Source organism: Bradyrhizobium barranii subsp. apii, from assembly GCF_011516635.5.
Taxonomy (GTDB): Bacteria; Pseudomonadota; Alphaproteobacteria; order Rhizobiales; family Xanthobacteraceae; genus Bradyrhizobium; species Bradyrhizobium barranii.
In genome coordinates this window covers 4221572-4248083 of the sequence record NZ_CP096255.1, presented here as the reverse complement: position 1 = coordinate 4248083, position 26512 = coordinate 4221572, and the positions used below count along the sequence as shown (strand labels likewise).

At 65.6% G+C, this 26512-nt stretch carries 22 protein-coding genes and 3 pseudogenes; 21 read left to right on the top strand and 4 right to left on the bottom strand.

Annotated elements, in window-relative coordinates; genetic code table 11:
* Nucleotides 1-421: 421 nt before the first annotated feature.
* The 20 genes and pseudogenes from HAP41_RS20005 to HAP41_RS19910 form a co-directional block, all read left to right on the top strand.
* Nucleotides 422-1672 carry an ABC transporter substrate-binding protein gene (locus tag HAP41_RS20005; RefSeq protein WP_166097446.1) on the top strand — a complete coding sequence of 417 codons (1251 nt, stop codon included), beginning with the start codon at nt 422-424 and terminating at the stop codon, nt 1670-1672.
* 136 nt (nt 1673-1808) lie between these two features.
* Nucleotides 1809-2636 (top strand): helix-turn-helix domain-containing protein, encoded by an 828-nt coding sequence (locus HAP41_RS20000; RefSeq protein ID WP_166097448.1) that lies wholly within the window; start codon nt 1809-1811, stop codon nt 2634-2636.
* A 239-nt stretch (nt 2637-2875) separates the two neighbouring features.
* Nucleotides 2876-3886: a branched-chain amino acid ABC transporter permease gene (locus HAP41_RS19995; protein WP_071915371.1), complete on the top strand. Its 1011-nt coding sequence runs from the start codon at nt 2876-2878 to the stop codon at nt 3884-3886.
* 1 nt (nt 3887) lies between these two features.
* Nucleotides 3888-4997, top strand: a complete 1110-nt coding sequence (locus HAP41_RS19990; RefSeq protein WP_166097450.1) for a branched-chain amino acid ABC transporter permease — start codon at nt 3888-3890, stop codon at nt 4995-4997.
* Nucleotides 4990-5772, top strand: coding sequence for an ABC transporter ATP-binding protein (locus HAP41_RS19985; protein WP_028147232.1), 783 nt, complete (start codon nt 4990-4992; stop codon nt 5770-5772). The genes HAP41_RS19990 and HAP41_RS19985 overlap by 8 nt, the downstream gene beginning before the upstream one ends.
* A complete protein-coding gene (locus HAP41_RS19980; RefSeq protein ID WP_166097451.1) occupies nt 5765-7975 on the top strand; it encodes an ABC transporter permease in 2211 nt (736 codons plus the stop codon). Before HAP41_RS19985 ends, HAP41_RS19980 begins: the two co-directional genes overlap by 8 nt.
* A 3-nt stretch (nt 7976-7978) precedes the next feature.
* Nucleotides 7979-8812: a phosphoenolpyruvate hydrolase family protein gene (locus HAP41_RS19975; protein ID WP_038955857.1), complete on the top strand. Its 834-nt coding sequence runs from the start codon at nt 7979-7981 to the stop codon at nt 8810-8812.
* A 25-nt stretch (nt 8813-8837) separates the two neighbouring features.
* Nucleotides 8838-11753, top strand: a complete 2916-nt coding sequence (locus HAP41_RS19970) for a flotillin family protein (RefSeq protein WP_248577216.1) — start codon at nt 8838-8840, stop codon at nt 11751-11753.
* 9 nt (nt 11754-11762) lie between these two features.
* Nucleotides 11763-12200, top strand: a complete 438-nt coding sequence (locus tag HAP41_RS19965; protein WP_014496426.1) for an SRPBCC family protein — start codon at nt 11763-11765, stop codon at nt 12198-12200.
* A 5-nt stretch (nt 12201-12205) separates the two neighbouring features.
* Nucleotides 12206-12649: an SRPBCC family protein gene (locus tag HAP41_RS19960; RefSeq protein ID WP_166097456.1), complete on the top strand. Its 444-nt coding sequence runs from the start codon at nt 12206-12208 to the stop codon at nt 12647-12649.
* Nucleotides 12650-12651: 2 nt separating this feature from the next.
* On the top strand, nt 12652-13470 hold the full coding sequence (locus HAP41_RS19955) for an FAD binding domain-containing protein (RefSeq protein WP_166097458.1): 819 nt from the start codon (nt 12652-12654) through the stop codon (nt 13468-13470).
* A 6-nt stretch (nt 13471-13476) separates the two neighbouring features.
* Nucleotides 13477-13953, top strand: a complete 477-nt coding sequence (locus tag HAP41_RS19950; protein ID WP_166097460.1) for a (2Fe-2S)-binding protein — start codon at nt 13477-13479, stop codon at nt 13951-13953.
* A gap of 11 nt (nt 13954-13964) precedes the next feature.
* A complete protein-coding gene (locus tag HAP41_RS19945) occupies nt 13965-15557 on the top strand; it encodes a xanthine dehydrogenase family protein molybdopterin-binding subunit (protein WP_166097462.1) in 1593 nt (530 codons plus the stop codon).
* Nucleotides 15557-16579, top strand: a complete 1023-nt coding sequence (locus tag HAP41_RS19940) for a xanthine dehydrogenase family protein molybdopterin-binding subunit (RefSeq protein WP_014496431.1) — start codon at nt 15557-15559, stop codon at nt 16577-16579. The genes HAP41_RS19945 and HAP41_RS19940 overlap by 1 nt, the downstream gene beginning before the upstream one ends.
* An 8-nt stretch (nt 16580-16587) precedes the next feature.
* Complete coding sequence (locus tag HAP41_RS19935; RefSeq protein ID WP_063984347.1) at nt 16588-17469, top strand: AAA family ATPase; 882 nt, start codon at nt 16588-16590, stop codon at nt 17467-17469.
* Nucleotides 17466-18587 carry a vWA domain-containing protein gene (locus HAP41_RS19930; RefSeq protein WP_166097464.1) on the top strand — a complete coding sequence of 374 codons (1122 nt, stop codon included), beginning with the start codon at nt 17466-17468 and terminating at the stop codon, nt 18585-18587. Before HAP41_RS19935 ends, HAP41_RS19930 begins: the two co-directional genes overlap by 4 nt.
* Nucleotides 18584-19468, top strand: coding sequence for an amidohydrolase family protein (locus tag HAP41_RS19925; RefSeq protein ID WP_166097468.1), 885 nt, complete (start codon nt 18584-18586; stop codon nt 19466-19468). Before HAP41_RS19930 ends, HAP41_RS19925 begins: the two co-directional genes overlap by 4 nt.
* Nucleotides 19469-19498: 30 nt before the next feature.
* Nucleotides 19499-20347 (top strand): N-acyl homoserine lactonase family protein, encoded by an 849-nt coding sequence (locus tag HAP41_RS19920; RefSeq protein ID WP_166097472.1) that lies wholly within the window; start codon nt 19499-19501, stop codon nt 20345-20347.
* A gap of 22 nt (nt 20348-20369) precedes the next feature.
* Complete coding sequence (locus tag HAP41_RS19915; protein WP_166097474.1) at nt 20370-21944, top strand: isochorismatase family protein; 1575 nt, start codon at nt 20370-20372, stop codon at nt 21942-21944.
* A 3-nt stretch (nt 21945-21947) separates the two neighbouring features.
* Nucleotides 21948-22373 (top strand): annotated as a pseudogene (locus HAP41_RS19910) (FMN-dependent NADH-azoreductase); the annotation flags it as partial.
* A gap of 14 nt (nt 22374-22387) precedes the next feature.
* Here the strand turns inward: HAP41_RS19910 and HAP41_RS19905 are convergent.
* Nucleotides 22388-23334 (bottom strand): IS630 family transposase gene (locus HAP41_RS19905; RefSeq protein ID WP_166097476.1). Its coding sequence is split into 2 segments (ribosomal slippage): nt 22388-22995 and nt 22995-23334, totalling 948 coding nucleotides; the frame shifts between segments, so codons are not numbered across the junction.
* A 90-nt stretch (nt 23335-23424) separates the two neighbouring features.
* On the opposite strand from HAP41_RS19905, the pseudogene HAP41_RS19900 reads away from it, so the two are divergent.
* Nucleotides 23425-23628 (top strand): annotated as a pseudogene (locus tag HAP41_RS19900) (NAD(P)H-dependent oxidoreductase); the annotation flags it as partial.
* Nucleotides 23629-23699: 71 nt separating this feature from the next.
* Here HAP41_RS19900 and HAP41_RS19895 read toward each other — a convergent pair.
* From HAP41_RS19895 to HAP41_RS19885, 3 genes and pseudogenes are all read right to left on the bottom strand, one after another.
* A complete protein-coding gene (locus tag HAP41_RS19895; RefSeq protein WP_038934164.1) occupies nt 23700-24749 on the bottom strand; it encodes a LacI family DNA-binding transcriptional regulator in 1050 nt (349 codons plus the stop codon).
* Entirely contained in the window at nt 24746-25390 is a 645-nt protein-coding gene (locus tag HAP41_RS19890) for a ThuA domain-containing protein (protein ID WP_166097478.1), read from the bottom strand. The genes HAP41_RS19895 and HAP41_RS19890 overlap by 4 nt, the downstream gene beginning before the upstream one ends.
* 10 nt (nt 25391-25400) lie before the next feature.
* A pseudogene (locus HAP41_RS19885) lies at nt 25401-26496 on the bottom strand (Gfo/Idh/MocA family protein).
* Nucleotides 26497-26512 lie beyond the last annotated feature (16 nt).

Sequence of the window (26512 nt, the reverse complement as noted above, 5' to 3'; positions counted from 1 at the left end):
AATTCACCCTAGGTTGAATAGCGGCGCCGGGATCGAGGCCCGGCCGGCCGCGATCCGTGGCACCCTGTCGGCAAATTCAAGCTGGATCCAGCCGTCGGGGGGCTGTTTCCACCCTACCTTCCCTTGGGGATTTTGAACCGGACCAGGCCTGTGCTGGATCAGGCTCCGTGCACGGATCAACCGGAGGGGATCGTGCCGCTCACGCACCGCCCTGCAAATTGGGCAAGCCGGCCGCCTATTGCACCGCGAAGCCAATTGCGCCGCAACATTCAAAATGAGACTGCCCGTCAAGCCGCACGATGCGCCCATACGTGCACTGCATCCGACTTCGGTTAGCCTTCGTTCAACAGCCGGGCGCCTTTCGGGAGCCACGGCGCCGCGCCAATTCAGCGAAAAATTTGGCCATAGAGGGAGGAATGAAATGTTGAAATGCAGTGTGGGACTGATCGCGCTAAGCACCCTTTTCCTTTCAGGCGCGGCAATCGCCCAGGAAAAGATCAAGGTCGGCGTCACGGCAACGCTGGAAGGCACCTACACGGTGCTAGGCGAGGACGGCATGCGCGGCCACCAGACGGCGCTCAATGTGCTTGGCAAGAAGGTCGGCGACAAAGAGCTTGAATTCATCGTTGCTTCGACCGACGCGACGCCGGATTCCGCGGTGCGCGCCGTACGCAAGCTGATCGAGCAGGACAAGGTGCAGATCCTGCTGTCGCCGCTCTCCGGTGACGAGGGCATTGCGGTCAAGAACTTCGCCAAGACCCATCCCGAGTTGACCTTCATCAATGCGGCATCCGGCGCGCAAGAAACCACCTATGTCGATCCCGCCCCGAACTTCTTCCGCTACAACATGGACGGCGCGCAGTGGCAGGTCGGCCTCGGCAAATACGCCTATGAAACCAAGAAATATCGCAAGATCGCGACCGTCGGCGAAGACTATTCCTTCATCTATACGCAGGTGTTCGGCCTTGTGCTCGAATTCTGCGGCGCCGGCGGCCAGGTCACCAACCGGCAATGGGTGCCGCTCGGCACCAAGGATTTTGCCTCCGTCATCGCGGCGCTGCCCGACGATGTCGATGCGATCTATCTCGGCCTCGGTGGTGCGGATGCCGTCAACTTCCTGAACCAGTACCAGCAGGCGGGCGGCAAGGCGCATCTGATGGGTGGCTCCATCATGATCGACCAGACCATCCTGTCCTCGAAAGGCAACGCCAAGAATGCGCTGGTCGGCACCATCGCGGCGAGCGGCCAAGCCGACACTTGGGAGGATCCGGGCTGGCAGAAGTTCGTGAAGGCGTATCAGGACGCGTTTCCACCCAACAAGCGCTTCCCGAGCCCGTCGCTTCTTGCGACCAACTACTACGGCTCGACTATGGCGCTGATCCTCGCGCTCCGTGAGGTCAATGGCGATCTTTCCAACAACCAGGCCAAGTACAAGGAGGCGCTGGCCAAGATCGAGATCGACGCACCGAACGGCAAGATCAAGCTTGACGCCAACCGCCAGGCGATCGGCACCAACTTCGTCACCGAGGTCGTCGATGACGGCAAGGGTGCGCTGTTCAGTAAAGTCGTGAAGGTGATCCCGAACGTGAACCAGACGCTCGGTTACGATCCGGCGGTGTTCGCCAAGATCGGACTGCCGAGCCGTACGGTCCCGGAATGTAAGAAGTACTGACGCATTCACCGTCGCTCGTTTCGCATGCTCTCCGGCAACCGGGAGCGATTTGCAGGCGCGATATCTTGCGCTCTTGCAATCTCGCCCCGGTTGTTGAACGCTGACTGAAAAGACAAGAACATTCAGGAGGGAAGGCATGAGCCGGGCGCTTGCCGTCTTTCACGGCCGGTTCGGTCGGGCGACGGTCTATCAGTTGAACCGCCCCTTCAACGTGCACGCACATCGCGAAGGTCATCTGATCTTCCATGTTGGCGGCCTGTCCGCATGCATCGACGTCTCTAACGGGCACTACGACCTTACGGAAAGCTCCATCGTTGCGGTCAATCCCTGGGAGCCTCACAATTTCCTGCCGTCCGATCTCGACGGTGGCGCGATCTTCTTCGTGCTCTACGTCAATCCGGAATGGTTCGCGCCCGACGCGCCCGGAGCCGACCGCCTGCGTTTCGGCCGCACCCAGTTCAAGCGCACGGTCGCACTCGACAAGCACATCAGACGAACCGCAGCACTTGTGTGCGGCGCACCGTCACTCTCCAGCCTCGATGCCGAGCTGCGGCGGCTGATCGACATCTGCTACGACGAAAGTTGGCAGCAGGCCGAGATCGCCCGTGACGCACGCACGGCCGGCGCCGTCACCGACTTCCGCGTGCGCAAATGCATCAAGCTGATGTCTGAAAGTCCGGGCGCCGAAATGGAGCTCGACACGATCGCGCGCGAATCCGGCCTGTCGCGACCGCATTTCTACCGGCTGTTCCGCACCCAGACCGGCGTCACGCCGCATCTCTACCTCAACACCCTGATCATGGAACAGGCGCTGGAAGCCCTTGTCGCCGGCGAAGCACCGATCGCCGACATCGGCTTCGACCTCGGCTTTTCCTCGCAAAGCGGCTTCACACGCTTCTTCACCGCCAATGTCGGGATGGCGCCGACCGATTACCGCCGCGCCGCCAAGGTTTTGCGGGCCTGACAGCGCGCGAAAAGATACTGACGATCAAACGCTCCCCTTGTGCCCTCGCTAAGATGGTCGGAACGCGATCCCGAAAAGAGGATCGCAAGTCCGGGAGGACGCACGTCCATGGCGAGGTACGCAGCCTACGCAAGGCTGTTCGACCAGCGTTCAAAACATGAGACAGGGCGAGGTCGAAGTGGCCTGATCGCTCCCGCTTTCCGCTTGCGGGGGTGCGAGGCGGCGATGAGGCAGTTGACATGACGCGCTTCGTCGAACGTCATCCGGCCTGGGCCCTGATCGTGATCGTCGCGATCGCGCTTGCATTGTGGCTGACCTTGGCGGTGTGGCCGCCCGGACTTGAAGAGGCGATCGGCCGCAAGCGGGTCTTCCTGAACGCCGTGTTCAACGGCATCACGCTCGGCGGCCTCTACTTCCTTGTCGCCAGCGGTTTCACCCTGATCTTCGGCCTGATGCGCAACGTCAACCTCGCGCACGGCTCGCTGTATTTGTTCGGCGGCTATGTCGGCTACGCCATCAGCGCCTCGACCGGCTCCTGGCTCCTCAGCTTCATCGTCGCCTTCATCCTGACGGCGCTGGTCGGCGTCCTGCTTCAGCTCATCGTCTTCCGCCGCATGGAGGGCCAGGACTTGCGGCAGACCATGGTGACGATCGGTCTCTCGATCGTCTTCGCCGATCTCATGCTGTGGGCTTGCGGCGGCGACTTCTATCAGATCCAGACACCGAACTGGCTGATCGGCCCGATCGAGCTGCCGCTGGTCACTGCGGTGAAATCCTCGGGCGAACCGGTCTATCTCCGCTATCCGCTGGTCCGGCTGGTGATCTTCGCCGCCTCCGTCGTGATCGGCCTGGCGATGTGGCTCGCGCTCAACCGCACACGCATCGGCATGATCATCCGCGCCGGCGTCGACGATCGCGACATCCTGGCCGCGACCGGAGTGCGGATCCAGCTCGTCTTCGTGCTGGTCTTTGCGCTCGGCGCCGGGCTTGCCGGCATCGCCGGCGTCGTCGGCGGCACCTTCCAGTCACTCTCGCCCGGCGAAGACATCCGCTTCCTGCTTGCCTCGCTCGTCGTCGTCATCGTCGGCGGCATGGGCTCGATCCCCGGTGCCGCGCTCGGCGCGCTGATCATCGGCCTCGCCGAACAGCTCGGTTCGGTCTACATCCCGACCTACGCCATCGTCGTGACCTTCCTGATCATGGTGCTGGTACTGGCAGTCCGGCCGCAAGGCCTGTTGGCGAGGCGCTGAGATGTCGCTCGCCCACGACGCCCGCGTCACCGTTCGTCCCGCCGTAGCCGCGCAGCGCCCCACCTTGCGCGGATGGCCGGAGATCAACAATCCTGCAGCCTGGATCGTCGCGGCCATTCTCCTGATCATGCCGCTGATCGCCAACGGCTTCTTCCTGATCGAGATCTTTGCGACCACGCTGATCCTCGGCATCATGGCGCTGAGCCTGATGTTCCTCGCCGGCTACGGCGGCATGGTCAGCCTGATGCAGCTCACCATCGCAGGCTTCTCCGCCTATATGGTCGCGGTGTTCGGCGTCAGCGGCAATGCCAATATCAGCCTGGGTTGGCCGTGGTGGCTCGCAGTCCCGATGGCGCTCGCGCTCGCGACCCTGTTCGGCACGCTTGGCGGCGCGCTGGCGGTGCGCACCGAGGGCATCTACACCATCATGATCACGCTCGCGATCGGCGCGGCGTTCTATTACTTCACCAATCAGAACTGGGCGATCTTCAACGGCCATACCGGCATCAACACCGTCGCCACGCCGCATTTCTGGGGCGTCAACTGGCGCGCCGACATTCCTTTCTATTATATCGTGCTCGCGGTTGCTGCGCTGTGCTACTTCGCCGTTGAATACATCTCCCGCGCACCGTTCGGCCTGGCACTGCAAGGTGTGCGCGACAATCCCCGCCGCATGGCGGCGCTCGGCTTTAACGTCAATGCGCACCGCGTCGCCGCCTACGCGTTCGCGTCCTTTGTCGCGGCGCTGGCCGGCGTGCTTCAGGTCTGGAACTACCGGCAGATCTCGCCCGGATCCGTGAGCGTCGGCGCCTGCATCGATATCCTCATCATCGCCGTGGTCGGCGGCATCACGCGTCCCATCGGTCCGTTCATCGGCGCGCTGATCTTCGTGCTGTTACGCACCTTCGCGCTCGACTTCCTGGTCAAGCTCGGGCTCGACGGCAACCGCTTCCGGCTGCTGATCGGCCTCGGTTTCCTCGCCATCGTCTTCTGGTCCTCGGACGGCGTGATCGGGCTCTGGCAGAGCTGGCGACAGCGCCAGCGATCCGGCGCGGCCCGTTCAAGCGAACGTCACGGCCGAGGATCTGGTCAAGGATCCGGTCATGGATAGCGTCGCGCAACGCCTCTCAGCCGTCGGCGCCGGCGCGGCGCTGGAGCTTCGCGGCGTGACGCGCCTGTTCGGCGCGCTGGCTGCGCTCACCGACGTCACCATTACCGTGCGCCCCGGCGAGCGGCGCGCCGTGCTCGGCTCGAATGGTGCCGGAAAAACCACCCTGTTCAACTGCATCACCGGCGATTTCCCGCCCTCCTCCGGCACAATCCGGTTCTTCGGCGAGGACGTCACCCACTTCCCGCCCTACGAGCGCATCCGCCGCGGCCTGCGCCGGACCTACCAGATCTCAGCGCTCTTTCCTGGTCTCACCGTCCAGGACAACGTCTACCTCGCCTGCCGCGGCGTCTCGCGCGGCCGCTTCTCGTTCCTGCGCCCCGGACAGAACGACGCGCTGATGAGCGCGGCCGACAATCTCGTGCAGGCTGTCCATCTCACAGGCGTGAAGGACCAGCGCGTCGCAGAGCTTGCGCATGGCCAGCAGCGCCAGCTCGAGATCGCACTGGCGCTCGCCGGCGCGCCGCGCTTCGTGTTGTTCGACGAGCCGGCCGCGGGGCTGTCGCCGACCGAGCGTGCCGAGCTGGTCGAGATCCTGACCTCGCTGCCGGCGCATATCGGCTACATCATCATCGAGCACGACATGGACGTGGCGCTACGCGTCGTCGAGAGCGTCACGATGATGCACAACGGGCGCATCTTCAAGGAAGGCCTGCCGCAGGAGATCGAGTCCGATCCCGAGGTGCAGGAGCTTTACCTCGGAGGCGGCCATGAATGAGGTCCGCCGCTCCGCCGCCCTCGAAGTCCGCGGCCTCGACGTCTACTACGGGCATTCGCATGCGCTGCAGGGCGTGGACCTGACGCTCGAAGCCGGCGTATTCTCGGTGGTCGGTCGCAACGGCATGGGCAAGACCACGCTGTGCAAGGCGATCATGGGGCTGGTGCCGGTCAGCGGCGGCTCGATCCGCGTCCGCGGCGACGACATCACCCGGCGGCCGCCCGCCCACATAGCCCGGCTCGGCGTCGGCTACGTGCCGCAGGGCCGGCGGCTATGGCGCTCGCTCAGCGTCGACGAGCATCTGCAGCTTGCCGCGGGCCTGCGGCGCGGGGCTTGGACGGTCGAGCGCATCTACGAGACCTTTCCGCGATTGGCCGAGCGCAAGGACCATGGCGGCGGCCAGCTCTCCGGCGGCGAGCAGCAGATGCTGGCGATCTCCCGCGCGCTGCTCACCAATCCGCAGCTCCTGATCATGGACGAGCCGACCGAGGGGCTTGCGCCCGTCATCGTCGCCCAGGTCGAGGAGATGCTGGTACGGCTTGGCGAGGACGGCGACATGTCCGTGCTCGTGATCGAGCAGAACATCGGTGTGGCCACGGCCGTCTCGCGCAACGTCGCGATCATGGTCAACGGCCGCATCAACCGCATCATCGATTCCGCGCGCCTTGCCGCGGACCGGGGGTTGCAGCAGCGCCTGCTCGGCGTCGGCCTCCACGCCGAGCTCGAGCCCGCCGTCGACATGCCGGCGGCAGGCACCGGGGCGAAGGCCGCACCGCAGCCGTCCCGTCCAGGCGGCCCGATCCGTGTCTACATCTCCAACCCGACACCGCCCACCCGCTGGTCGCAGCCGGTCCCGATCGCCCGCATCGAGGCCGCCGCCCGCACGCTCTCGACACAGGTGGCGCGTCTCGACGAGACCGCCCGGCGCCGGCGCGAGCCGGTCGCGGCGCAAACGCAGGGACCCCCGGTCGTGCTCGTCGTCGGCACGCTCGACACCAAGGGCACGGAGCTTCGCTTCATCCGCGACATCATCGCCGGGAGCGGCCTGCGCACGCGACTGGTCGATGTCTCCACCAGCGGCCGGCACGCAACCAGCGACGTCTCGGCCCAGGAGATCGCCTTGAACCATGGGCGCGGCGGATCGGCGGTGTTCGGACCCGACCGCGGCGCCGCCGTCACCGCGATGGCCGAGGCCTTCGCCAGCTGGCTGCGACGCCAGAGCAATATTGCCGGCGTGATTTCGGCGGGCGGCTCGGGCGCGGCGTCACTGGTCGCGCCGGGGATGCGGACCCTCCCCGTCGGGGTGCCCAAGCTGATCATCTCCTCCGTCGCCTCCGGCGACGTCGGACCCTATGTCGGCCCCGCCGACATCACCATGATGCATTCGGTCACCGACGTGCAGGGCCTCAACTCGATCTCGCGTGCCGTGCTCGCCAATGGCGCCAATGCGCTGGCCGGCATGGTCAGGGCGCGCCTCGATCAGCACGCGCGGAAGGATCTCGGCGATGGCGGATTGCCGTCGGTCGGCATCACCATGTTCGGCGTCACCACGCCGGCGGTCCAGAAGATCGCGGCCGACCTGCGCGAGGATTTTGAGTGCCTCGTGTTCCACGCCACCGGCGTTGGCGGCCGCTCAATGGAGAAGCTCGTCGATTCCGGGCAGATCGCCGGCGTCATCGATCTCACCACCACGGAAATCTGCGATCTCCTGATGGGTGGCGTGTTCCCCGCAACCGACGACCGCTTGGGTGCGATCATCCGCAGCCGCCTGCCCTATGTCGGCTCGGTGGGCGCGCTCGACATGGTGAATTTCGGCGCCCCGGACACCATTCCGGAGCGCTACCGCGGCCGCAAATTCCACGTCCACAACCCCCAGGTCACCCTGATGCGGACCACGGCCGAGGAAAACGAACGCATGGGCCGCTGGATCGCCGATCGGCTCAACCAGATGGACGGCCCGGTGCGCTTCTTCCTGCCCGAGGGCGGCGTCTCCGCGCTCGACGCGCGAGGACAGCCATTCTGGGATCCCGATGCCGATGCGGCCCTGTTCCGTGCGCTGGAGCGGAACGTGCGGCAGACCGCCAACCGTCAACTCATCCGCGTCCCCAAGAACATCAACGATCCCGAGTTCGCCTCCACCATTGTCAGCGCGTTCCGGACCTTGTTCGGCCGCACCGGGGCGCGCCGGAGACTAGCGAGGTGACCGATGGCCCGGTTTGAACGCGCAGAACTGTTGAAACGCTTCCGCGACATGGCAAAGCGCGGCGAGCCCATCATCGGCGGCGGCGCCGGCACCGGCCTGTCGGCCAAGTGCGAGGAAGCCGGCGGCGTCGATCTCATCGTCATCTACAATTCCGGCCGCTATCGCATGGCCGGCCGCGGCTCGCTTGCGGGATTGATGGCTTATGGCGACGCCAACGCCATCGTGCTGGAGATGGCCGGCGAAGTGCTGCCCGTCGTGACCAGAACGCCAGTGCTCGCTGGCGTCAATGGCACGGATCCGTTCCGCGACATGGACGTTTTCCTGGACCAGTTGAAGGCGCTCGGTTTCGCCGGCGTGCAGAACTTTCCGACCGTCGGCCTGATCGACGGCGTGTTCCGCGCCAATCTCGAAGAGACCGGCATGTCCTACGCGCTCGAGATCGACATGATCGCCAAGGCGCGCGAGAAGGACCTGCTGACGACGCCCTACGTCTTTACCGAGAAGGAAGCCGCCGCGATGGCGATCGCGGGCGCGGATATCATCGTCTGTCACCTCGGCCTCACGACCGGGGGCACCATCGGCGCGCAGACCGCGCCCAAGCTCAAGGATTGCCCGGCGCGCATCGACACCTGGGCCTCCGCGGCGCTCAGCGTCAATCCGGACATTCTGGTGCTCGCCCACGGCGGACCGATCGCCGATCCGGACGACGCCGATTTCATCATGAAGAACACCCGCTACTGCCACGGCTTTTACGGCGCCTCCTCGATGGAGCGGCTGCCGGTCGAGCGGGCGCTGACGGATCAGGTACGCAAATTCAAGGCGATCGGCGCGCGATAACGCCGGAAGGTCGAGGGAGGGAAATTTGTCAGGGACTCTGGTCGGTGAATTGATCCTCTGGCTGATCGTCGCCATCGTGGTGATCGTGGTCGGCGTCTACATCGTGAACTGGCTCTACCATCGCTCGTCCAAGGAGACCTCATTCGTCCGGACCGGCCTGCTCGGCGAGCGCGTCGTGATCAACGGCGGCGCGTTCGTGCTGCCCTTCATCCACGACTACACGCCGGTCAACATGAACGTGCAGCCGATGGGCATCGTGCGCTCCCGGCAGGACGCCGTGATCACCCGGGACCGCATGCGCGTCGACATCGAGGCCGACTTCTATGTCCGCGTTCAGGCGACCCGTGAAGCCGTGTCCATCGCCGCCGCGACGCTCGGCCGCCGCACCATGGAGCCCGAGAAGCTCCACGCCCTCCTCGCCGGCAAATTCATCTCCGCGATCCGTTCGATTGCCTCGGAGATGACCCTGGAGCAGATGCACGAGCAGCGCGGCGAGTATGTGGCTCGCGTCAAGGCGAACGCGGCTGAGGCCCTCGCTCAGAACGGACTCGAGCTGGAATCCGTCGCGATCACCGATCTCGACCAGACCGATCTCGAATTCTTCAATCCCTCGAACCGCTTCGACGCCGAAGGTCTGACACGCCTGATGGAGGACATCGAGGCCAAGCGCAAGCTGCGCAACGACATCGAGCAGGATTCGATGATCAAGATCCGCTCCCGCAATCTGGAGGCCGAGCGACAGGCCCTTGAGATCGAGCGCGAAAGCGAGACGGCGCGCCTTGAGCAGGAACGCGACATCGAGATGCGCCGCGCCCTGCAACGCACCGAGGTCGCGCGTGAGCGGGCCCTGCGCGAGACCGAGGCCGAGCAGGCGCAGATTTCCGCGCGGGAGACCATCGAGAAGGCACGCATCGCCAACGACCAGGCGATCGCGGAAGCCCGTATCGCCTCGGAGCGCGAGACACGCCAGCGGGAGATCGAACGCACCCGCACCATCGAGGAGAAGGAACTGCTCGCCCGCGAGGAGGTCGAGAAGACCCGGATCGCCAACCAGCGCTCGATCGACACCAGCCGCATCGCCTCTGAGCGCGAGGTGCGCCAGCGCGAAATCGAGCGGATGCGTACCATCGAGGAAGCCGAGATCGCCGCCCGCGAGGCGATTGAGAAGGCGCGTATCCAGCAGGACCGGGTGGTGACCGACGCCCGTATTGCCAATGAAGAAGAGACACGGCGCCGCGAGATCGAGCGGACCCGCGCCGTCGACGAAGCCGAGATCGCCGCCCGCGAAGCGACCGAAAAGGCCCGCATCGCCCAGACCATGATTGTCAATGTCGAGCGCATCGCGTCAGACGAGCGCACCCGCGCGCTTGAGATCCAGCAGGTGCGCACGATCCAGGAAGCCGAGATCGAGGCCCAGCGCGCGGTCGAGGCTGCGCGCATCGCCCGTGAGCGGACGCTTGCCGCAGAGCGCATCGCCGCTGAGCAGAATACGCGGCAATTGGAGATCGAGCGGAACCAGGCACTCGACGTCGCGGGAATCACGGCACGCGAGGCGACGGAAGCCACCCGTATCGCCCAGGAGGAACGAGTTCGTTCACTCGAGATCGCCCGCAACCGCGCCGTCGAGGAAGCCGATATCGCCTCCCGCGAAGCGATCGAGGCCGCGCGCATCGCGCAGGAGAAGGCCATCGCGGCCGAGCGGATCCAGGCCGACAGGGAGACCAAGGCGCTGGAGATCGAGCGGACCGCCGCAGTCGAGGCGGCTGACCTCAAACGGCGCGACGTGATCGAGCGCCAGCGCATCGGCGTCGATCTCGCGCTGGAGTCCGAGCGGATCAATTCGTCCAAGAAGCGCGAAGTGCTCAATATCGAGCAGAAGAAGGCAATCGAGATCGCGGACGAAGACCGCGTCATCGCGCTCTCCACCAAGCGCTCCGAACGCATCGACGCCGACCGCCAGGTCAAGCAGGCCGAAATCGTCGCACGCAAGGACGTCGAGACCACTGACGTCTCGCGCGAGCAGGCGCTGGAGGCGGCACGGATCGAACGCCGCCGCTCGATCGAGCAACTCGAGGTCGCCCGCGTCCAGTCGCTCCAGGAAGCCGAGATTGCCGCGCGCGAGGAGGTCGAGCGCGCCCGCATTGCCTCCGATCGCGGCTTGGATGAAGCCCGCATCGGCCGCGAGCGCGAGCTGCGCAAGCTCGAAGTCAATCGCGAGAAGGAGGTCGAGACCGTTCTGATGGAGAAGGCGATTGCGATCCACCTGAAGTCGCTGGAAGAATCCGCCGCCAGGGCCTCGGCCGAGGAAGCGCGGATACATGCGACGGAGGCCACCGAGCGCGTCATCACCGCACGTGAAAACGAGATCGCCCGGCGTCGCAAGAGCGTCGAAATCGTGATCGCCGAGAAGCAGGCCGAGGAGACCCGAATTGCAGCCGAAGCCGAGCGCGTGCGCGCGGCGGCCGTCGAGGCCGAGGCGCAGCGGCTGCTCAACGAGGCCGAGAACGTGCTGACCGACCAGGCTCGCTACTCGCTGTTCCGCAGAAAGCTGCTCGACCGCATCGAAGGCATCGTGCGCGAGAGCGTCAAGCCGATGGAGAAGATCGAGGGCATCCGCATCCTCCAGGTCGACGGCCTCAACGGCAACGGCCATGGCGGCAATGGCGGCCGCAGCGCCACCGACGAGGTGATCGACTCGGCGCTACGCTACCGCGTCCAGGCGCCGCTGATCGATTCCCTTCTGGCGGATATCGGCGTCGAGGGGGGCAGCCTCGCCAAGATGCCGGGCCTGATCCGCGAGGCCCGCGACATGCAAGGCATCAAGGAGTCCGCCCGCAAGGGCGGTGGTGGAGGCGGAGGCGGCGAGAAGCCGGCTGCGGCGCCCACGCCTTCCACCGAGGGCGAACCGCCCGCGGAGCGCAGCCCCCGGAAGAAGAGCTGAGGTCACATCATGGCCCGCGTCTATGTCTCAACCGTCGTCAATGCGCGCAACGATCGCGTCTGGGCGCGGGTGCGCGACTTCAACGGCATGCCGAACTGGCATCCCGCGATCGCGGAAAGCCGTATCGAGGGCGGCGAGCCCTCGGACAAGATCGGCTGTGTCAGGGATTTCCGCCTGCGCAACGGCGACCGCATCCGCGAGAAGCTGCTCGGCCTTTCCGACTATGACATGTTCTGCACCTATTCGATCCTGGAATCCCCCATGGGCGTCGAGAACTACGTCGCGACGTTGCGGCTGACGCCGGTCACCGACGGCGACCAGACCTTCATGGAATGGACCGCCGAGTTCGACTGCGCCCCCGAACGGGAAGCGGAGCTCGTCGGCAATATCGGCGGCGGCGTGTTCCAGGGCGGCTTCGACGCCCTCAAGCGCCAGTTCGGAGGGTGAGCTCCGTGCCGCATATCGTCAAGAGCACGATCCTGGATGCGCCCACCGATGCGGTGTGGGACGTGCTGCGCGATTTCAACGGACACGATCGCTGGCATCCGGCGGTCGCGAGCTCCACGATCGAGCGCGCGCACTCCCCTGATAAAATTGGCTGTGTCAGGCGCTTCAAGCTGCAGGACGGATCGGAGCTGCGCGAGCAATTGCTGGCGCTCTCCGATCTCGAGCAGACCTTCAGCTACTGCCTGCTCGATACGCCGGTGCCGATGTTCAACTACGTGGCGCACGTCCGCCTGCTGCCGGTGACCGACGGCGACCGCACCTTCTGGCACTGGGAGTCGCGCTTCAGCACCAGGCCGGAGGACCGCGATCGCATCGTCCACATGGTCGCGGAAGACATCTATCAAGCCGGCTTCGAGGCGATCCGCCGGCACCTGAAGGAGGCGGCATAGCAATGGCCGTGACAGTGAAGACTTTTGCCAGCACCAGCGAAGCGGCCGGCGCGCTGTCGGCAGATCGCGGCGCACGCTATCTCGGCGGCGGCACGCTGGTGATGCGGGCGCTGAACGAGGGTGACGTCTCTGTCTCGACCGTCATCCGCGCCAGCGACCAAGCCCTGACCCGGATCGACGCATCGGGCCCGCGCGTGACGCTCGGGGCCGGCATCACCTTCGCAAAAATCCTCGCAGAGCGCGACCTCGGCTTCCTGCACGCCCCTGCCCGCTCGATCGGCGGACCTGCGGTGCGCAACATGGGCACGGTCGGGGGCAACCTGTTCGCGCCAAGTCCCTATGGCGACTTCACGGTGGCGCTGCTTGCGCTCGATGCCACCGTCGCCGTGCAGGGCGGCTTTGGCACGCGCGACATCGCCATCGAAGAGTTCTTGCAGTCGCGCGAGCGGCAGGCCGGCACGCTGGTGCTCTCGGTGTCCTGCGCACGGCCGACGAGCGCGGACGCCTTCCGCTACCACAAGGTCGCCCGTATCAAGCCAAAGGGCGGCTCCGTCATTACGCTCGCAGCCCATCTGCCGATCAGCGGTGGACGGATCGCCGGGGCACGGATCGCGCTGGGCTCGATGGCGCCGACCCAGATTCGGGCACGCGCCGCCGAGCGTGTGCTCGAGGGACGTTCGCTGGATGCCGCGACCATCGCTGCCGCGGCGTCCGCCGTCACCGAGGGCACCTCCCCCTTCGACAACGCGCTCGGCAGCGCCTGGTATCGCCGCGAGATCGCCGGCGTCCACCTGCGCCGTCTCCTCTCGGGTCAGGAATAGCTCGTCATGGCCAAGACCGCCCTGCAATTTCGTCATAACGGCCGCGACGTCGCGATCTTCGTCGATGGCGGCACCAACCTGCTGGTCGCTCTGCGCGAACTGATCGGCGATATGACGCCGAAATTCGGCTGCGGCCAGGGCGGCTGCGGCACCTGCAGTGTGCTGATCGACGGCGAGCTGCACCTGTCATGCCTGACGCTGGCGGAAACCGTCGCCGGCCGATCGGTGGAGACGCTCGACGGCCTCAAGCAGGGCCCGAACCTGCATCCGCTCCAGCGCGCCTTCGCCGACAGTTTTGCCGCCCAATGCGGCTATTGCACGCCGGGCATGCTGATGGCCGCAAAGGCGCTGCTCGATCGCAATCCGCAGCCTAGCCGCGCTGAGGTCGTCGAGGCGATCTCCGGCAACATCTGCCGCTGCGCCGGCTACGAACCCATCATCGATGCCATCCTCGCCGCTTCGGGCGGCCGGGCCAGTGCCTAAAGGATCTTGTCATGCTGGAACTGCGCAAGGACATTTTCGCCGACGAGCGCGACGACAATCTCAATGAGATCGGCAAGGGCACGCAGCGCCAGGACATGCTCGGCCATGTCACGGGCACGTCGAGCTATTTCAACGATCACAAGCTTCAGGGCATGCTGCATTTGAAGGTGGTCCGCTCGACGCAGGCGCACGCGCGGTTGCGCCATATCGACACCACGGAAGCCGAACGCTCGTCCGGCGTACGCCGGATCATCCGCGGCGCCGACGTGCCGCGCAATCTCAACACGCTTCTCAGCCTCATCAACTTCGGCAAGGACGACGAGCCCACGCTGGCGGCGGACAAGGTCCGCTACAAGGGCGAACCGGTCGTCGCCATCGTCGCGGACAGCGAGCGCGAGGCGTTCGAGGCGATCGCAAAGGTGCGGATCGACTACGAGCCGCTGCCGGTCGTGCTCGACGTCGAGGACGCGCTCAAGGCCGGGGCGCCCGTCGTCAACGAGACCTATCCGAAGAACGCCTTCATCTATCACGACGTCCATGATCACCAGAAGCTGCGCTTCGGCGATGCCGACGCTGCGCTCGCGACCGCCGACCACGTGCTCGAACAGCGCTACCAGATGTCTCCGATCGAGCACGCGCCGACCGAAACCAATGGCGCGATCGCCGCGCCCGACACCAACGGCCGCTACGTCGTCTACACCTCGACGCAGGCACTGTTCTTCTCGGTCGACACCTGCGCCAAGATCCTGGATCTGCCTTCCAACACCTTTCACTTCATCGGCGGCACGGTCGGCGGCGGCTTTGGCGGCAAGGTGGATACGTTGACCGAGCCGCTCGCAATCCTGGGCGCGATGCTGACCGGGCGGCCCGTCCGCTATGTGTTCGGGCGCGAGGAGGAGATGCAATACGGCCCGCCCCGCGGGGCCGAGCGCATCTACATCAAGGACGGCGTGATGCGGGATGGCCGTGTCATCGCGCGAAAAATCCGCGCCTATTTCGACAGCGGCGCCTATACGAGGCTCTCCAGCTACGCCGCCGTGAAATGCGCCGCGCATCTGCCGGGGCCCTATACCATCCCGAACGTCTTTGGCGACGTCTATTGCGTCTTCACCAACCGGACGCCCGCTACGGCGATGCGCGGCTTCGGCGTCACCGCGATGGATTTTGCGATCGAGTGCCAGATGGACAAGCTGGCAAACCTCGTCGGCATGGACCCGATGGAGTTCCGGATCCTCAACGCCTATCGCGACGGCGACATGAAGGCGCATCGGCGCGAAGCCAAGAACACCGCGCTGATCGAATGCGTCCAGGTCGCCGCCGAGAAGGCGAAATGGCCGATCCGCGAGGAGTTCAAGCGAGCGTCGTCGCGCAAGGACGGCGGCGGCAGCCGCGCCGTGATCCCGCCGACACCGACGGATTCGCTCAGCCGGCCGGCCGCGCCAGTCCAGCAGCGCACCAGCTATGACCGGCTCCCGTCCACCGTCACCCGCGAACCTCCGCGTGAGCCGCCGCCCCCTGCGCCGTCGCCACCTCCACCGCGGCCGGCCGCGCCCTCGCATGGCGCGCCCCGCTTCTCCTCCGTGTTCGGCACCAGGAGGCGCTGATGACCCGGCATCGCGGACGCGGCATGGCGTCGATCAACTATCCCATCGGCATGAATCTCGGCGGCGATCCCAGCCAGGCGTTGGTTCATTCCAACCCGAGCGGCAAGTTCACGGTGGCGCTGTCGTCGATCGACCTCGGCCAGGGCATGAAGTCGGTGACGCGGCAGATCTGCGCGGAGACGCTGGGTGTTCCCGTCGAGGACGTCTATGTCGACACCGCGGATTCCGACACCGGTCCGCATTGCATGGGCTCCTTCGCCTCGCGCGGCACCCATCGCGTCGGCAATGCGGTGATGGCCGCGGCGCGCGAGGCGCGCGGCGTGATGATGGAGGCGGCAGCCGAGGAGCTCGAGGTCAACGCCGCCGATCTCGAAACCGACGGACGCGGCAACATCCACGTCAAGGGTGCGCCGCATCGCTCGATCTCGACCAAGGACGTCGCCATCGCCGCCCAGTTCAAGCAGGGCAAGACCATCTCCGGCCGCGGCATATTCCTCGTGCCTCTGTCCAACGTCGACCCCGAAACCGGCGAGATGTCGCCGGCGACCTGCTACGCCCATGCCTGTCTCGTGGCGGAGGTCGAGGTCGACGACGAGACTGGTGAAGTCGCGATGGTCCGCATGGACTCCGCCTATGAGCTCGGCCGCGCGCTCAATCCGCGCCTGGTCGAGCAGCAGCTCGTGGGCGGCGCCTGGATGGGCATCAGCCACGCGCTGTACGAGACCACGGAGCCTCACTATCCCGACCCTGTTCACGGCCCCCGCGACTTCGTCGAATATCTGATGCCCGGCCCGGGTGACATTTGCCCGCACGATATCGCCGTGTTGGAGCGCCCCGCGCCCGATGGCCCGTTCGGCGCCAAAGGACCGGGCGAAATGTGCGCCAATCCCGTGCTGCCAGCTGTCGCGAATGCGATTTTCAACGCCGTCGGCGTACGCATCGACGATCTGCCGATTACGCCGGAAAAGGTGCTGCGCGCGATCAAGACCCAGGGCGGCGCGCGGCCACAGGCGCGACGCTGAGACCGGCCATGGCAGTTCGCAGCAACATCGTTGGCATCGACAGCCCCGAGGCGTTGGAGAAGGCGCTTCGGGCAGCCTATTACCTCGCCGATGAAGGGCTCGCGACCGCAGCCTATCTTGGCCTTGCCCTCGGCAAACCGCTCCTGCTTGAGGGCGCCCCTGGTGTCGGCAAGACCGAGGCCGCGAAAGCCATCGCCGCCGTCCTCGGCCGTCGCCTCATCCGCCTGCAATGCTACGAGGGCATCGACGCCTCGGCCGCGCTCTACGAGTGGAACTATCCACGCCAGATGCTCGCGATCCGCCAGGCTGGCGACGAGAGCATCGACATCTATGGCGAAACGTTTCTGATTGAGCGGCCGATGCTGGCGACGCTTCGCGCACCCGACTCCACCGTGCTGCTGATCGATGAGATCGACCGCGCCGACCAGGAGTTTGAGGCGTTCCTGCTCGAGTTTCTCTCGGACTTCCAGATCTCGATCCCGGAACGCGGCACGGTGCGCGCGGCCGAACGTCCTGTCGTCGTGCTGACATCGAACCGGACGCGCGACCTGCACGAAGCTCTGCGCCGCCGCTGTGTCTACCACTGGATCGACTATCCCACCGAAGAGCGGGAGGCGCGTATCGTGATGCTGCGGGCCTCCAGCGTCGCCGAGGCGACCGCGCGGGCCGTCGTCGCGGCCGTCGGCAAATTGCGCCGCGAGCCGCTCAGCAAGGCACCAGGCATCGCGGAAGCCGTCGACTGGGCTGAAGCGGCGACGCTCCTTCACAAGGGCGGTGCGCGCTGGCCCGACGCCTTCAGGCGCTCGATCGGCGTGGCGCTGAAAGACGAGGAAGACCTGCACTTCATCTCGCCACGGCTCGACGTCATGCTCGCGGAGGCAACCGCATGAGCACCGAGCCGGAGCTTCCGCGCGCTGCCCGCATCTTCGTCTCCTTCGTCGCGCTGCTGCGCGCCAACGGCTTTGCCGTCGCGCCCGAGCAGACCACCTCCTATCTCGCCGCGATCGAGCTGCTCGGGCCGCGCGACCTCAACGACATCAGGCAATCGGCGCTGGCCACGCTCGCCCCGCCACCCGAGCGCCGCACGACCTTCGACCGGCTGTTCGACCTGCACTTCCGCGGCAGCGAAGCCATCGAACATGTCGATGACGGCGACGACGACGAGACTGTCCGGCTCCAGGAAGAGGGCCGCGGCGAACAGGAACCCCTGTTCTCCGACGACGCCAACGAATCCGGCCTCGCCGCGACGCGCGCCGAGGCGCTGGTGGAGCGCCGCTTCGCCCAGCTCTCCACCACCGACGCGCTCCGGCGCCTGGCGCCCGAGGCCCCGCGACGCTTGCCGCAGCGTCGCGGCCACCGGCGCATGCGCGCCCGCCGCGGGCCGTTTGCCGACCTTCGCCGGACCTTGCGCGAGTGTGTCCGGAGCGACGGCGAGATCCTGCGGCTCGGGCACCTGAAGCGGCGCCCGCGCCGACGAAAACTCCTGCTGCTGATCGACGTCTCCGGCTCGATGAAGACTCGCACCGAAGAGAACATGAAGCTCGCGCATACGCTGGTGCAGGCCGCGCCCAATGTCGAGGTCTTCACCTTCGGCACGCGGCTGACCCGCGTCACCCGGTCGTTGCGTCTGAAGCGTCGCGAGCAGGCGCTGAACGCGGCGGCGCACCTCGTCAGCGACTGGGATGGCGGCACCCGCATCGGCGACGCGCTGCAAGCCTTCCTCGCGGTACCGCGGTTCGGCGGTTACGCGCGAGGCGCGGCCGTCGTCGTCGTGTCGGACGGGCTGGAGCGCGGCGAAGTCGATGCGTTACGCGACGCGGTCGCAAAGCTGTCGCGGCGCGCCTGGCGCGTGAGCTGGCTGACACCGCTCGCGACGGGCCCGGACTTCCGCCCGAAGACCGAGGCGCTGTTGGCCATCCAGCGCTTCGTCGATGATCTCGTGGATGGCGGTTCAAGCGCGTCGATTGTCGCGCACATTCTGACGTTGGGACGGAGGAGAGCGGCGTGAGCGACATTGTCGACGGCCATCATCACATCTGGCGGCAGGCCGACCTGCCCTGGCTGACCGGCCCGATGCAGCCGCGCATCTTTGGACCCTACGAGCCGATCCGTCGCGATTATCCGATCCGGGAATATCTCGACGACCTCAAGGGCACCGGCGTCACCCGTTCGGTCTTTGTCCAGACCAACTGGGCCAACGACCGTTTCGAGGACGAGGCAGCCTGGGTCCAACAGACTGCCGACGAGCACGGCTGGCCGCATGCCATCGTCGCCCACGCCGATTTCGCCGTCGACGACGTGCGCCCGCAACTCGATCGCCTGAAGCGCTACCCGCTCGTGCGCGGCGTGCGCATGCAGCTGCACTGGCACGACAATCCGCTCTATCGCTTCGCGACCAAGCCCGATCTCTGCGTCGATCCCATGGTCCGCCGCAACATCGCACGCCTGGCCGACTACGGCTGGAGCTTTGACCTCCAGGTCTTCACGCCGCAGATGCCGGACGCGGCGCAACTCGCCGAGTCCTGCCCCAGGGTGACCTTCATCCTCCAGCATGCCGGCATGCTGGAAGACCTCTCGCCGGCGGGCCGGGCCGCCTGGCGCGCCGGGATGGCCCGGCTCGCGGTCTGTCCGAACGTGGTCTCAAAACTCTCCGGGCTCGGCACCTTCATCCATCGCAACGATCCCGCGCACATCGCGGCCGTCCTTACCGATACCGTCGCGATTTTCGGCGCGGAGCGCTGCCTGTTTGGCTCCAATTTTCCGATCGAGAAATTGTGGACCAGCTATCGGGAGCTCGTCGACGCCTTTCGTGCGGCGGCCGCGAAGCTGACGCCCCAGCAGCAGGACGCAATTTTCAGGACGACGGCGACGCGCGTCTACCGGCTTTGACAGACAAGAACAGAACAGGGAGGGAAACGAATGGCGCTGGAGATCAAGATCCTGGACTATGGCGATATCGAGCTGGAATCGAGCTTTCTGGTCCTCGGCCGCGACTGCGGCCGCACTCGCCGCGTCCTCACCCTCGGCTTTCTGATCCTCGGCGGCAAATATCCGGTCGTGGTCGATACCGGTTACCGCTCCAACCAGATCATGGAAACGCTCGGGATGCGCGGCCTGCAATACCACGAGCACATGATCGAGAACCAGCTCGCCCGCCACGGCGTACGCATGGGCGACGTCCGCTTCGTCTGCCACACCCATCTGCACATCGACCACGCCGGCAAGGACGATCTGTTTCCGATGAACACGACCGTCGTCCTCAACCGGAAAGAACTCGAATATTCCGTCTCCGGCTTGATGCATCCGCAATATCCGGCGCCCGACATCAAGCATCTCATCGACCGACTGCACACCAAGAGTGCGCTGCGCTTCCTCGACCTCGAGATCACGGGTCCTATCGAGCTGATGCCCGGCGTCTATTGCGATGCGGCCAATGCACATACCGAGGGATCGATGAACGTCATCGTCGAGACTGCCGACGGGATCGCGACGATCTGCGGCGACGTGATCTACGACTTCAACGACCAGATCGTCACGCCCTTCAACGAGATCCACGACTGGGAGCCGCGGACGACGGGAAACCACGGCACCAGCAAGCGGGCCGAGAAGGCCTCGATCAAGAAGCTGCTCAGCAATTCGCGCTATCTGCTGCCGGTGCACGACAGGCCGGCCAAGATCGAGGGCGGCATAGTTGTTGGACGGCTGCACGACCAGGTCCCCGGCCCGATCGTGCAGTCGCTGCCCGCGCGCAACTGGTTCCCTGCCTGACGTGAGCTGAGGATATCGACCGATGACGCACGTTACCTTGCGCTCCGAATTCGAGAGCCTGATCGACCCCTATGCGCCGGTCGCGCAGGTCGGAACGGGTTTTGACTTCACGGAAGGGCCGATCTGGCATCCGGTCGATCATTATCTCCTGTTCTCGGACATGCCGGGCGACGTACGCCGGCGCTGGGATGCGCGGCGCGGCGTCGCGGAGGTCAAGCGCCCGTCGAACAAGTGCAATGGCATGACCTATGATGCCGAGCTCAATCTGATCGTCTGCGAGCATGCGACCTCGTCGCTGATCCGTGAGCGGCCGGACGGGCGGCGCGAGGTGCTGGCCTCGCACTTCCAGGGACAGGAGCTCAACAGCCCCAACGACGTCTGCGTGCACTCCTCCGGTGCCATCTATTTCTCCGATCCCTGGTATGGCCGCATGCCGGTCTATGGTGTCGAGCGGCCGCGCCAGCTCGGCTTCCAGGGCGTCTATCGCGTCATGCCCGGCGGCGAGCCGAAGCTCGTGGTGGACCGCAATTTGTTCGACCAGCCGAACGGGCTGTGCTTCTCGCCGGACGAAAAGCTGCTCTATGTCAACGACACCGTGCAGGCGCTGATCCGCGTATTCGACGTCAACGGCGACGGCTCGCTGTCGAACGCGCGCGTGTTCGCTAGCGCCATCCGCTCCGAGCTGGAGCCGGGCCTGCCCGACGGCATGAAGTGCGGCCAGCATGGCAATGTCTGGGTCACCGCCCCCGGCGGCGTCTGGGTCTATTCGCCGCGCGGCGAGTTGCTGGGGAAGGTCCGCGTGCCTGAGCTCGTCGCCAACCTTGCCTGGGGTGGCCCGGATTTCCGCACGCTCTATCTGACGTCGACGCATTCGGTCTATGCGATCCCGACCAAGGCCGGGCCGCGCCACGAGCCCTATATGAGCGGCAAACGCAGCAGCGGCGGCGCAAGTGCCGGCCCCGCGGCTGCCACACCCATCCTCGCCGACGGCGAGATGCGGCTCGATCCAAGCCGCTGCGCCATGATCATTCAGGATCTTCAGAACGACGTCATCATGGATGGCGGCGCGTTCGCCGAGTCAGGCGCACCGGGGCATGCGAAGCAACAGCATGTGGTCGAGAACGTCAGGCGCTTGGCGGAGACAGCTCGCGCGCGCGGCGTCGCCATCATCCACGTCTGGTTCGTGGTCGAGCCCGGCGCCCCCGGCGTGACGCTGAACGCACCGCTGTTCGAGGGTCTCGTCGACAGCAAGGCGATGGTGCGCGGCAGCTGGGGCGCCGCCCCGGTCTCGGGCCTCGAACCGCGGCCCGGCGATTTCGTCGTCGAGAAGATGCGGATGAGCGCCTGGGAGGGCACCCGGCTGGAGACGATCCTCAAAGCCACCGGGCGCGACATGATCATCAATACCGGCGCATGGACCAACATGTCGGTCGAGCACACCGCGCGCACCGGCGCCGACAAGGGTTATTTCATGATCGTGCCGGAAGATTGCTGCTCGACTATGAATGCCGACTGGCACTCCGCCTCGATCAATTTTGCCATGCAGAACGTCGCCGTCGTCACCCGGGCGGACGCCGTCATCAGAGCGCTGGGATGAGTGGTGGCAAAGCTTTTGCACCTCTCCTGCTCGCCCCGTGCCGACTCCGAGTCGAGCGCCGGCGCGCGCGTGTTTCTTGACGGGTTTCGGCAGGCCCGTCCGGACTGGGACATCGACGTCGTGGATCTCTGGCGCGAGCGGCTGCCGGAATTCGCAGGTCCCATCGTCGAGGCCAAATATGCGCGCATGAAGGCGCAGCCCTTCAACGACGCGCAACGGGACAGCTTTGCGGAGCCCGAGCGGATGGCGCTGCGCTTTTCACTGGCCGATCGGGTTCTGATCTCGACGCCAATGTGGAACTTCAGCATTCCCTACAAGCTCAAGCAATGGTTCGATATCATCGTCCAGCCCGGGCTCACCTTTCGGTTCGATCCCTCCCTGGGATATCTCCCGCTGCTGAAGGACCGGCCGACCACGGTGATCCTCGCTAGAGCGTTTTCCGATCACGTTGCGTCGCAACCAGCCGCGACGAGATAATTTTGACATTCCTCGGGTGAGAAGCGTTTGAGAGCGTTGGCGATTGCTTGCCAGAGATCGGGCATGGTGCGGGCTGCGGCGGCCCGCAACAGCGCTTTCAGTTTGGAGAAGGCCATTTCAATCGGGTTGAAGTCTGGACTGTAGGGCGGAAGATAGAGCAGGCTAGCTCCGACCGCCTGGATGGCCTCTCGAACGCCATGGACCTTGTGAGCGGGCAAGTTGTCCATGATAACGGTATCGCCCGGCCGCAGCGATGGGGCGAGCAATTGCTCGACGTAGGCCAGGAAAGCGTCGCCATCCATTGGACCGTCCAGAACAAGCGGCGCGATCAGACCGTCGGAGCGCAATCCAGCGGTGAACGTCGTCGTCTTCCAATGTCCGTGTGGGATAGCTGCACGACATCGCTCGCCGCGTGGCGAGCGCCCGTAACGCCGCGCCATTTTGGTGTTGGCGCTGGTTTCGTCGATGAAGACGAGACGCTCAGGGTCAAGGTCGATTTGCCCTTCGAACCACTCCTCACGTGCGGCATTTATATCGCCGCGCCGTTGCTCGGCGGCGTGCGCTGTCTTTTTTTAAGTGTGATCTTTCTGCGCTGGAAAAAACGCCAGAGCGACGCGATGCCAGTCGATATTCCACGACGTTTCAACAGTTCTCGCAACTCGGCAAGCGTGATATCCGGCCTCGCTGTCACCGCCTCCAGAATCAATTGCGAATGCGCTTCGATGCGCTGCGATTTGCGGTCACCGCCCTGGCGTTTAGGAACGATGTCGCCAACTTTCTTGAGGCGACCGCGCCAGCGGATTGCACTGGCCGCGCTGACACCAAAGCGCTCAGCAGCCTGTCGACAGGACATGCCACCGTCAATCGCGGCTACCACCCTTTGGCGAAGATCAACCGAAAGCGCCCTGGCCATACATGCTGGCCTCCCTCGCCAGCATGCAGCTTGAATCTGACTCGCGCCGTTTTGGGAATCCCCACCCGATTCTTTCCGGTCGGAAAATGCTCTAGTGGCAGCGATTTCGCCACCGGAATGAACCGCGGGCGCATCGACATGGCAACGCCTTACCTGCGGGAAATTTTGCGCTTTATCGGTATCAGCAATGTCCGTTTCGTACCGATCGGGCCAACCACCGGACCGCAACAGCCCATCGAGGCTGCCCGCGAAAGAGCCCATCAGCACCTCGCCGCAATGGCAGCGAACTTCTGAGCATTGTTGAGGACGCTCCGGCGCTTCGCGACACCTATCGAAGCAAGCTGCGCATCACCCGCGTACGCGAATCACGGCAGGTTGTCCCGCAGAAAAATATCGATGCGGATGCGCTCCTGGTCGGGGCTGATCGGCTCACCCGAACAATGCGCGAGCAGAACTCGCGCCGCAGACCGCGCCTCGTGACCGGGATCCTGGTTGATGATGGCATCGAGCGTGCCGCGGACCAGGAAACGCCGCGTGTACTGGGTCAGCTCGTGCGTGATCCAGACCACTTCGCGCGCGCGGCCCGAGGCCTCCAGCGCATTGGCGATGCCGCGGTTCCCGGCGCCGCAGCAGTAGATGCCGCGGAGATCGGCGTGGCGCGCCAGCAGCGCGGCCGTGAGCTCCCGCGTGCGCTCGCTGTCGTCGCGACCTTCGATCACCGGCAGCGCGAGCAGGTTCGGATACTCGCTGGACAGGATCTGGTGGAAGCCGAACTGCCGCTCGGTGTGATCGCGCAGCGATAACGATCCCGCGATCACGGCAACCTTCCCCTCGCGGCCGGCGAGGAAACGTCCCATCAGCGTTGCCGCAGTTCGCCCCGCGGCCGGGTTGTCGATACCGACATAATGCAGCCGCCGCGAACTCGGCGCGTCCGACACAAGGGTCACCACGGCGACCCCGCGCGCGGCGAGCTCGTCGATCGCGGCGCGCACCCTGGGATGGTCCAGCGCGATGACGGCGACGCCCTGATAGGCCGGCGACAGGTTTTCCAGCGCACCGGCGAGCACATCCGGATCGAACACGTCGACATGGAGGATATCGATGAAGCCGCGGTGGCCGGCGAGCCAGTCCGCGGTGCGCTGGACCTGCTCGGCCAGGTTGGTCATGAAGCTGTTGCTGCCGCTCGGCAGCACGAAGGCAAAGCGGAACGTCTGCCCGCGGGCGAGGCGCGCGGCCGCGACGTCGCCCCGATAGCCGAGTTTTGCCACCGCGGCCTCGACACGCGCAACGGTCTTGGCGCGCACGCCCTCGCGCCGGTTGACGACGCGGTCGACGGTTGCGAGCGAAACGCCCGCCGCACGCGCGACGTCCTCCAGCGTGGCGCGAACCGCCGGCTGCGTCGCACCGGCTGTCATTCCCGCGCCGCCCACAGCATGCCGCGGGTTATCAACGTTCGGATCTCCGGTACGTCGAGCTCATAAACGCGGTGGCCGAGCGAGGAGTAGAACACCCTGCCCGCGCCGTATCGCTTCTTCCAGACCACAGGCATCACCACGCCGTCGATCCAGGGCGCGTGCTCACCGGTGAAGGTCGTTGTCGCCAGCACCTCGTTGGCGGGGTCGACATGCATGTAGTACTGCTCGGAACGATGCTCGAAACTCTTCAGCCCCTTCATGATGGGGTCATCCGGCTTCGTCAAGTCGACCTTGTAGTCGATGATGTTGCCGGGATGCGCGACCCACTGCCCGCCGCACAGGAACTGGTAGTCGACGGACTCGCGGAACGCATCGCACATGCCGCCATGATGGCCGGCCAGCCCGACGCCGCCACGCACGGCCGCGCAGAGATTGAGCGCTTCCGCCTTCTCGATCTTCGACATGGTGTAGATCGGGATGATCAGCGACAGATCGTGGATCGCGGGATCGGCGAACGCGGCCGTCGTGGTCTCGACCCGAACCTCGAATCCTTCCGCCTTCAGCCAGCCGCGGATCATCGAGGCGCAGAGATCGGGATCGTGTCCCGGCCAGCCGCCCCATACAATCATTGCCTTGCGCATGGTCATTCCCTCAGTCGATCTGTCCGGTTTCACGTCCGGCCGGCAGCATTGCCGGCCGCTCGACGCAGCTGCCGATCTTGACGCGGCGTCCTTCGTTGGCGGAGGTCTGGAACGCCTCCATCACCTCGAGCACATGGAAAGCGAGCGCGCCGCTGGCGCGATGCGGACGGTTGTTCAGGATCGCGGAGGCCATGTCGGCGACACCGATGGAACGAAACTCGCCATCGACATGACCGTGGGTCAGCGGCACCGGCTCCCATTCACCGCCCGTTTTCGCGACCTGCACCTCGCCGCCGAACCGGTTGGGGTCCGGCACTAGCATGCTGCCCTTGTCGCCATAGATCTCGATCGGCGCGTGCCGATGCTTCGGTACGTCGAAGCTCATCGCGATCGAGACGACCGCCCCGCTCTCGAATTCGAGCGTGCCGGCGACATGGGTCGAAACCTCGACCGGAATCAGGGTGCCGTTCATCGGCTGGCTGGTGACCAACCGTTCGGATTTCGGGCGCGCCGTCGAGCCCATCACGCTCGCGACCGGACCAAGCAGCTGCACGAGATCCGTGATGTAGTACGGCCCCATGTCAAGCATCGGCCCTCCGCCGCGAAGGTAATAGAAGCCCGGCGACGGGTGCCAGCGCTCATGGCCAGGGCAGCCGAAGAAGACGCTGCCCGCGACCGGCGTGCCTATCGCGCCATCGTCGATCAGCTTGCGCGCGGTCTGGTGCCCACCGCCAAGAAACGTATCGGGCGCGCAGCCGACGCGAAGGTCCTTCTGCGCGGCGAGATCCATCACCTTGCGGGCTTCCTCAACGTTGATGCCGCGGATTCTCGGAATGAACGTGCTTGCCCGCGTTCAGCACCGCGAGGCTGACGTCGGTGTGGGCGAGCGGCACCGTGAGATTGATGACGATCTCGACATCCTCTCGCTTGAGCAGTTGATCGACCCGCATCGCCGGCAGCCCGAAGGCGGCGCCCTGCCGCTCTGCCGCATCGCTGCGCATATCCGCAAGCGCCTTGATTTCCATGACCGGAAAGCGCTGGGCCGCCTTCAGATAGGCGGTGCTGATATTGCCGCAGCCGATGATTCCGATGCCGACTTTTCTCATTGTGATCTCCGTAAGG